Origin of the sequence: Marinobacter sp. (genome assembly GCF_041690455.1) — a bacterium.
Classification (GTDB): domain Bacteria; phylum Pseudomonadota; class Gammaproteobacteria; order Pseudomonadales; family Oleiphilaceae; genus Marinobacter.
This window is the reverse complement of record NZ_JAWLHI010000109.1, coordinates 1-7865: the sequence shown is the minus strand read 5'-3', so window position 1 is coordinate 7865 and position 7865 is coordinate 1. Positions and strand designations below refer to the sequence as shown.

General features: G+C 61.4%; 6 protein-coding genes. All 6 read right to left on the bottom strand.

Features of this window, described 5'->3' with window-relative positions:
• On the bottom strand, nucleotides 1–260 hold a 260-nt coding region (locus ACESMW_RS17860), incomplete at its 3' end, for an NAD(P)/FAD-dependent oxidoreductase (protein ID WP_372988330.1).
• Between the two features lie 80 nt (nucleotides 261–340).
• Entirely contained in the window at nucleotides 341–2329 is a 1989-nt protein-coding gene (locus ACESMW_RS17855) for an acetoacetate--CoA ligase (RefSeq protein ID WP_372988329.1), read from the bottom strand.
• Nucleotides 2330–2345: 16 nt separating this feature from the next.
• Nucleotides 2346–3257 carry a hydroxymethylglutaryl-CoA lyase gene (locus ACESMW_RS17850; protein WP_372988328.1) on the bottom strand — a complete coding sequence of 304 codons (912 nt, stop codon included), beginning with the start codon at nucleotides 3255–3257 and terminating at the stop codon, nucleotides 2346–2348.
• The gene (locus ACESMW_RS17845) at nucleotides 3257–5266 is read right to left on the bottom strand and encodes an acetyl/propionyl/methylcrotonyl-CoA carboxylase subunit alpha (protein ID WP_372988327.1); all 2010 of its coding nucleotides are present in this window, start codon (nucleotides 5264–5266) and stop codon (nucleotides 3257–3259) included. The genes ACESMW_RS17850 and ACESMW_RS17845 overlap by 1 nt, the downstream gene beginning before the upstream one ends.
• A gap of 2 nt (nucleotides 5267–5268) precedes the next feature.
• The gene (locus tag ACESMW_RS17840; protein ID WP_273085176.1) at nucleotides 5269–6075 is read right to left on the bottom strand and encodes an enoyl-CoA hydratase-related protein; all 807 of its coding nucleotides are present in this window, start codon (nucleotides 6073–6075) and stop codon (nucleotides 5269–5271) included.
• 14 nt (nucleotides 6076–6089) lie between these two features.
• The gene (locus ACESMW_RS17835; RefSeq protein ID WP_108019342.1) at nucleotides 6090–7697 is read right to left on the bottom strand and encodes a carboxyl transferase domain-containing protein; all 1608 of its coding nucleotides are present in this window, start codon (nucleotides 7695–7697) and stop codon (nucleotides 6090–6092) included.
• Nucleotides 7698–7865: the final 168 nt, after the last annotated feature.

Below are 7865 nucleotides of genomic sequence, written 5' to 3'. Positions count from 1 at the left end.
AAAATGTCGTCACGGGTAACCGGCGTGTTCAGCGGGGCGCCTTTCTCTTTCCAGTCCGGGAAGAGTTCGTTGAGGGCAGTGGGCTCGAATACGGTACCGGCCAGAATGTGAGCGCCGATCTCAGAACCTTTTTCTACCACGCATACGGTGAGTTCCTCGCCAGCTTCCTGCGCCAGCTGCATGACACGGCACGCTGCCGACAGGCCCGCCGGGCCGCCGCCGACGATCAGAACATCAAATTCCATCGATTCGCGTTCCACTATGCCCCTCCACAATTCAAGAAAGTTAATTTTAACCGGCTAATCGAAGTGTTGATTTTCACAGGTGTAGGCGCCTTTAATTACAGGAGGCCGACATCTGTTAGTGCTGCTGCGATCTCGTCCAGCGCCTCGGGGTTGCTCAGGGCATCGCGGTTATCCGACTTTTTGGAACCATTAATTAGCCTGGCGACGGCTAGCTCCACCTTCTTGCCGCTTCGGGTGTACGGAATATCGTTCACCTGCACGATGCGCTTGGGTACGTGCCGTGGACTGGCGCCCTCGCGGATTCGGCTCTTGAGTTGTTTAAGCAGATCGTTGGTGATTTCCTGGCCGGCGGCCGGGACCACCAGCAAAACCACTTCCACGTCGCCGTCGATCTGGCGACCGACCACAAGGCTGTCTTTGACCTCAGCCACGGTTTCGACCTGGCGGTAGATTTCCGCGGTACCGATTCGAACACCGCCGGGATTCAGGGTAGCGTCGGAGCGGCCGTAGATGATGGCGCCGCCGTGCTCGGTGAATTCGATGAAATCGCCGTGGGCCCAGACGCCGGGGAAGGTGTTGAAGTAAGCATCGCGGTAGCGCTCACCATCCGGGTCCTGCCAGAAGCTGACGGGCATGGATGGCAGGGGCTGACGGCAGACCAGTTCGCCGCGGCCTTCGCTGACCGGTTGGCCATCGTCGGCGTAAGCGACAGCATCAACACCCAGGAAACGGCACTGGATTTCGCCGCGACGAACAGGCAGCAGCGGGGTTGAGCCCACAAAACAACCACAGATATCAGTACCGCCGGCGATAGATCCGAGCAGGGCGCCTGGCGCACCGTCGCTGTAGACCCAATCGTAATCTTCCGGCAACAGCGGCGAACCGGTGGAGAACACCACCCGCAGTTTGCTCTGGTCCAGCGTTTTCGCGGGCGCCAGCTCGCCCTTCCGACAGCCGGCGATGAAGCGCGCACTGGTGCCGAAATGGGTGACCTTCTCTTCCGCCACAATGTCCCAGAGGAAGTTCAGGGTCGGATAGCCCGGGGAGCCGTCAACGGTGATCACTGCCGCGCCTGTCATCAGGGCGGAGGCTTGCCAGTTCCACATCATCCAGCCACAGGTGGTGAAGTACAGGAACCGGTCCTGCGTACCAACGTCGCCATGAAGCATCAATTCCTTGGCATGATTAACCAACAGTCCGGCGTTGCCGTGAACGATGCACTTGGGTTTGCCCGTGGTACCGGACGAATACAGGATATACACTGGGTGGTCCGGGGCAAGCGGCGTGAACGAAGGCGGCTTGCCCGCACCGGAGGCCAGTGCATCTTCCCAGGTGGTGACCAGATCACCAGGAATCGGGGCTTCGTCAGGCAGTTGCTGGACGCTGACAACGGTTTTCAGCGTAGGCAGGCCGGCGATTAGCTCGGCAAAATCCTGCTGGCGGGCGAACACCTTGCCACCGTATCCGTAACCGTTAACAACGATGAGCGCTGCGGGTTCAATCTGACCAAAACGATCGAGAATGGCGCCAACACCAAAATCGGGAGACGCGGAACTCCAGATGGCGCCGAGGCTGGTCGCTGCCAGCATACCAACCAGGGCTTCATAGCCGTTAGTGACCACACCAGCCACTCGATCGCCCTGTTGAATGCCTTTGCCACGCAGGAATGCTTCAAGGGCACCCGCGTCCGCCCTTAGCTCGGCGTAGGTGCGGCGGAGCACAGGGCGAGTTTCACAGTAGGCCACCACCGCCTCGCGATTGGCGTGCTCTCCCTGCGCCAAACGGAGCAGGTTGGCGGCAAAATTCAGCTTCATACCCGGGAACCATTCGGCGCCAGGCATTTCGCGCTTGCCAAGGACTCTATCGGCCGGTGTGTCGCAGACCAGACCACAGTAATCCCAGACCTTTTGCCAGAAGGTCCCAAGCTCATCAATCGACCACTGGTGCAAAGCGTGGTAATCGGTAAAGGGACCTAGGCCCTGCTGCTCCAGCCAGGCCTTGAACTGGCCCATTCTGGAGTCCTTCAGGGTGTCTTCTGAGGGCGACCATAAAATATCAGGGCTGGGAGTGGTTTGGTTTTTCATGAGTCAAATCCTATTTTCATGAGCCGGCTTGACAGTCTGTTGCCTGACCGACTTTCGAACCGTTGTGACGGTTTAGCTGATTGCAGATCCAGTCGCCGGTCGCGACCAGTTTTTCCAGATCAACACCGGTTTCTATGCCAAGGCCGTTAAGCAGGTATAGCACGTCTTCGGTGGCGACGTTGCCCGAGGCGCCTTTGGCGTAGGGACAGCCACCGAGGCCGGCGACGGAGGCATCGATAACGCTGACGCCTTCTTCCAGCACCGCGTACAGGTTGGCCAGTGCCTGGCCGTATGTGTCGTGGAAGTGGGCTGCCAGCTTTTCCATGGGCACATGGGCGGCAACGGCTTCGAGCATGCGCTTGGCTTTAATCGGGGTGCCTACGCCAATGGTGTCGCCCAGGGAGATTTCGTGACAGCCCATGTCGTAGAGGGCCTTGGCCACGGTGGCCACCTGTTCCGGAGCGATGTCGCCCTCGTACGGGCAGCCCATGACGGTGGAAACGTAGCCGCGCACGGGGATGCCGTGTTTGCGGGCTTCTTCCACCACCGGGGCGAAGCGCTCGAGGCTTTCGGCGATGGTGCAGTTGATGTTCTTTTTGGTGAAGGATTCGGACGCGGCGCCGAAGACGGCGACTTCGTCAGCCTTCGCTGCCAGCGCCCCTTCAAACCCCTTCAGGTTCGGGGTGAGGGCGGAGTAGCGAACGCCAGCCTTGCGGTTGATGCCGGCCATCACCTCGGCCGCATCGCCCATTTGTGGCACCCATTTCGGGGACACGAAGCTGGCGGCCTCGATGTGGCTCAGGCCGCTGTCTGCCAGGCGGTCGATCAGCCCGGTTTTGATGGCGGTGGCGATCACCGGGCCGGGCTCGTTCTGGAGTCCGTCCCGGGGGCTCATCTCAACCAGGCGAACCTGTTTGGGAAAGGCCATCAGCCTGCCTCCTCTTGTTTCGCTTCAGGGTCATTCACCTCAATGGCAATCAGTTCGGCACCCTCGGAAACCTGGTCGCCTTCGGCGAAGAAGATCTCGGTGACCACGCCGTCGGCCGGGGCCTTGATGGCGTGCTCCATCTTCATGGCTTCCATGATCACCAGGCTCTGGCCAGCGGTGACCTTGTCGCCGACTTTGGCCTGCACGGCGACGATGGCGCCGTTCATGGGCGCGGCCAGGCTGCCGTCGCCGGCCATTTCCTCGAAGCCGTAGCTTTCCTTGTACACGTTGCAGTTGAAGGTATCGCCTTCGTAGAACAGCACCAGTTGGTCATTGTGCAGGTTGCCGTGGATGCTGATGCGGTGGCCGTTGATGACCGCCTGTAGATAATCGTCGTCCAGGCGGGCGGTGAGGTTGTACACGCTGTCGCCGACATACACTTGATAACGGTCATCGCGCTCCAGTACCTTGAGGTCGTGAATCTCTTCACCAACCTGCAGTTGCAGTGGCTGGGCGTATTCGGAGTTCATGCGCCAGCTGTTCTGGCGGCCGAACGGTGACCAGGGGTCGGTGCTGACCACTTCCCGGGATTTGCGCTGTTCCAGAACAAAACCGGCGGCCAGTACCAGGGCCTTGTGGGTATCCAGTTTGGACTTCGGGAACAGCAGTTCCCGGTGATCCTCGATGAACCCGGTGGTCAGGTCCGCTTCCCGGAACGGCTGGGCGTCGGCCAGGGCGTGCAGGAACCGGATGTTGGTCTTCACGCCGGCAATGCGGTAATGCTCCAGGGCCTGGACCATGCGGTTGATGGCCTGATCGCGGGTTTCGTCCCACACGATCAGCTTGGCGATCATGGGGTCGTAATGGATGCTGATGTCGTCGCCTTCGGTCACACCGGTATCCACCCGCACGTGGGCGCTTTCATCCGGGGTGCTCAGGTAACGCAGGTTACCAGTGGCCGGCAGGAAGTCCTGGTCCGGGTCCTCGGCGTAGATCCGCGCTTCCAGGGCGTGGCCCCGGGTTTTCACCTGGGACTGTTCCAGCGGCAGGGCATCACCCCAGGCCACTTTCAGCTGCCACTCCACCAGATCCTGGCCGGTGACCATCTCGGTAACCGGGTGCTCTACCTGCAGGCGGGTGTTCATTTCCATGAAGAAGAAGGAACCATCCACGTCGTACAGGAATTCAACGGTGCCGGCGCCCACATAGTTGATGGCCTGGGCGGCGCGCACGGCGGCCTCACCCATGGCCTTGCGGGTGTCTTCGCTCAGGCCGGGGGCCGGGGCTTCTTCCAGGACTTTCTGGTGGCGGCGCTGCACGGAGCAGTCACGCTCGGCCAGATACACGCCCTTGCCATCCTTGTCGCAGAACACCTGAATCTCCACGTGCCGTGGCTGGGTCAGGTAGCGCTCGATCAGCATGTCCGGGTTGCCAAAGGCGTTCTGGGCTTCCCGCTTGGCGGCCGCCAGGGCATCGTCGAACTCGCCCATGTTGTTCACCACGCGCATGCCCTTGCCGCCGCCACCGGCGACGGCCTTTAGCAGCAGCGGGAAGCCGCATTTCTCGGCTTCGGCCCGCAGGGTTTCCACAGACTGGTCGTCACCATGGTACCCGGGCACCAGGGGTACGCCGGCTTTTTCCATGATGGCCTTGGCCGCAGATTTGGAGCCCATGGCGGCAATGGCCGAGGAGGGCGGGCCAATGAAGACAATGTTGTTGGCTTCACAGGCTTCGGCGAACGCGGTGTTCTCCGAGAGGAAACCGTAGCCCGGGTGAACGGCCTGGGCGCCACTCTGCTTGGCAATCTCGATGATCTTTTCAGCCCGCAGGTAGCTCTCGGAGCTGGGTGCGGGGCCGATGTGGAAGGCTTCGTCGGCCATGGCCACGTGCCGTGCATTGGCGTCGGCCTCTGAATAGACGGCGACGACGCGAATGCCCATGCGGTGGGCGGTTTGTATGATCCGGCAGGCGATTTCGCCCCGGTTGGCGATCAGTATCTTGCTGAACATTGTTATTCTTCCTCCGGAACCCAGTTGGCCTTGCGCTTGTTCAGGAAGGCGCTGAGCCCTTCCTGCCCTTCTTCACCCACCCGGATATCCGCGATGCGGTGTGCCGTGTCGTCAATCACGTCGTCGTTGATGGGCTTGTGGCTGACGGCGAATACCAATTCCTTGGCGGCTTTCATGGCCTCGGGCCCGTTCATGGCCAGTTGCTGGAGCATCTCGTTGCAGCGGGCTTCCATGGCATCGACATCGTCACAGACGATGTGTACGAGGCCGTATTCCTGAGCCTGCTGGGCGGTGAATACTTCGGCGGAGATGAAGTACCGCCGGGCCTGGCGCTCGCCGATGGCGCGCACCACGTAGGGGCTGATCACGGCCGGAATCAGGCCGAGCTTCACTTCGCTGAGGCAGAAGCTGGATTTCTCGGTGGCGATGACGATGTCGCAGCAGGCGGCAAGGCCCACCGCGCCGCCGAAAGCGGCGCCCTGTACCAGGCCGATCACGGGCTTGGACAGGTGGTTGAGTACGTTCATCAGCCGCGCCAGTTCCCGGGAATCATCCAGGTTTTCCTGGCGGCTGTTCTCGGCCATGCGGCGCATCCAGCCAAGGTCGGCCCCGGCGGAGAAGTGCTTGCCTTCGGAGCGCAGGATAACGATCTTCACGCTGTTGTCGGCATTCACCTCGGTGAGGGTGCTGATCAGCTGCTGGATGATCACGTCGTCAAAGGCGTTGCGTTTGTCAGGGCGGTTTAGAACCACCTCGGCAATGCCTTCGTCGCGACGTTTGAGCAGAACTGCGGATTCGTTGTCTGTCATGTCAGTCTCCCCGATTACATCCGGAACACGCCAAAGCGTGTCGGCTTGGCGGGTCGGTTAAGGGTGGCAGACAGGCTCAGGGCAACCACTTCCCGGGTCTGGGCCGGGTCGATAACGCCGTCGTCCCAGAGGCGGGCACTGGCGTAGTACGGGTGGCCCTGGTGTTCGTAAGTGTCGATGATCGGCTTCTTGAATTCCGCCTCTTCCTCGGCGCTCCATTCCTGGCCCTTGCGCTCCATGCCTTCACGGCGAACGGTGGCCATAACGCCGGCGGCCTGTTCGCCGCCCATCACCGAGATGCGGGCGTTCGGCCACATCCAGAGGAAGTCGGGGCTGTAGGCGCGGCCGCACATGCCGTAGTTACCCGCGCCAAAGGAGCCGCCGATCAGTACGGTGATCTTGGGTACGTTGGCACAGGCCACGGCCATAACCATCTTGGCGCCGTGCTTGGCGATGCCTTCGGATTCGTATTTCTGGCCGACCATGAAGCCGGTGATGTTCTGCAGGAACAGCAGCGGGATGTTGCGCTGGCAGCACAATTCAACGAAGTGGGCGCCTTTCTGGGCGGCTTCGCTGAACAGAATGCCGTTGTTGGCGATGATGCCCACCGGGTAGCCGTGAATATGGGCGAAGCCGGTCACCAGGGTCTGGCCGTAGTAGCGTTTGAATTCGTCAAACTCGGAGCCGTCGACGGTGCGGGCGATGACGTCACGCACGTCGAACTGCTTGCGCAGGTCGGTGCCGACGATGCCGTAGATTTCTTCGGCGTCGTACAGCGGTGCCTTGGGCTTGCGAATTTCCACATCCGTTGGCTTGCGACGGTTCAGGTTGGAGACGCTGCGCCGGGCGATTTCCAGGGCGTGGGCGTCGTTCTCGGCGTAGTGGTCGGCCACACCGGAGATTTTACAGTGTACGTCGGCGCCACCGAGGTCTTCGGCGCTGACCACTTCACCGGTGGCGGCTTTTACCAGCGGCGGGCCGGCCAGGAAGATGGTGCCCTGGTTTCGGACGATGATGGATTCGTCGGCCATGGCGGGCACGTAGGCGCCACCGGCGGTGCACAGGCCCATAACGACGGCAATCTGCGGAATGTCGTCGGCAGACATGCGGGCCTGGTTGTAGAAGATGCGGCCGAAGTGGTCGCGATCCGGGAATACTTCGTCCTGGCGGGGCAGGTTGGCACCGCCGGAGTCGACCAGGTAGATACACGGCAGGCGATTCTGCAGGGCGATTTCCTGGGCGCGCAGGTGTTTTTTCACGGTCAGCGGGTAGTAGCTTCCGCCTTTTACGGTGGCGTCGTTGGCGATGATCATGCATTCGGTGCCGGAGACGCGGCCCACGCCGGCGATCACGCCTGCTGCGGGGACTTCTTCATCGTAGACGTTGTAGGCGGCGAACTGGCCGATTTCCAGGAAGGGGGAGCCGTCGTCCAGGAGGCGGTTGATGCGCTCTCTGGGCAGCAGCTTGCCACGGGCGATGTGGCGCTCCTGGTAGGAGGGGCCGCCGCCTTGCTGGATGGTGGACACTTTGTCGCGCAGGTCGGCTACGGCCTGGGCCATGGATTCCTGGTTGGCCTGGAACTCTTCGGACCTGGGGTTAATCTTGCTTTGAAGTATGGTCATTTTCCCTGCCTTCTTATTCGGGGGCATCCGGGCGTGACGGGTGTTCCTCCCGGGAAACGCTACGAGCACATCCATGTGCGCTTGACTGCGGCCATCCATGGCCGCAGACATTCCCGGGAGGAACACCCGCCACGCCCTCGGCGTACCGAGGGAGTTATCTTCCGTAAA

Bases quoted from the DNA above. Each gene is read 5' to 3' on its own strand.
- ACESMW_RS17855 (WP_372988329.1), bottom strand. From the start codon at position 2,329: ATGAAAAACCAAACCACTCCCAGCCCTGATATTTTATGGTCGCCCTCA.
- ACESMW_RS17850 (WP_372988328.1), bottom strand. From the start codon at position 3,257: ATGGCCTTTCCCAAACAGGTTCGCCTGGTTGAGATGAGCCCCCGGGAC.
- ACESMW_RS17845 (WP_372988327.1), bottom strand. From the start codon at position 5,266: ATGTTCAGCAAGATACTGATCGCCAACCGGGGCGAAATCGCCTGCCGG.
- ACESMW_RS17840 (WP_273085176.1), bottom strand. From the start codon at position 6,075: ATGACAGACAACGAATCCGCAGTTCTGCTCAAACGTCGCGACGAAGGC.
- ACESMW_RS17835 (WP_108019342.1), bottom strand. From the start codon at position 7,697: ATGACCATACTTCAAAGCAAGATTAACCCCAGGTCCGAAGAGTTCCAG.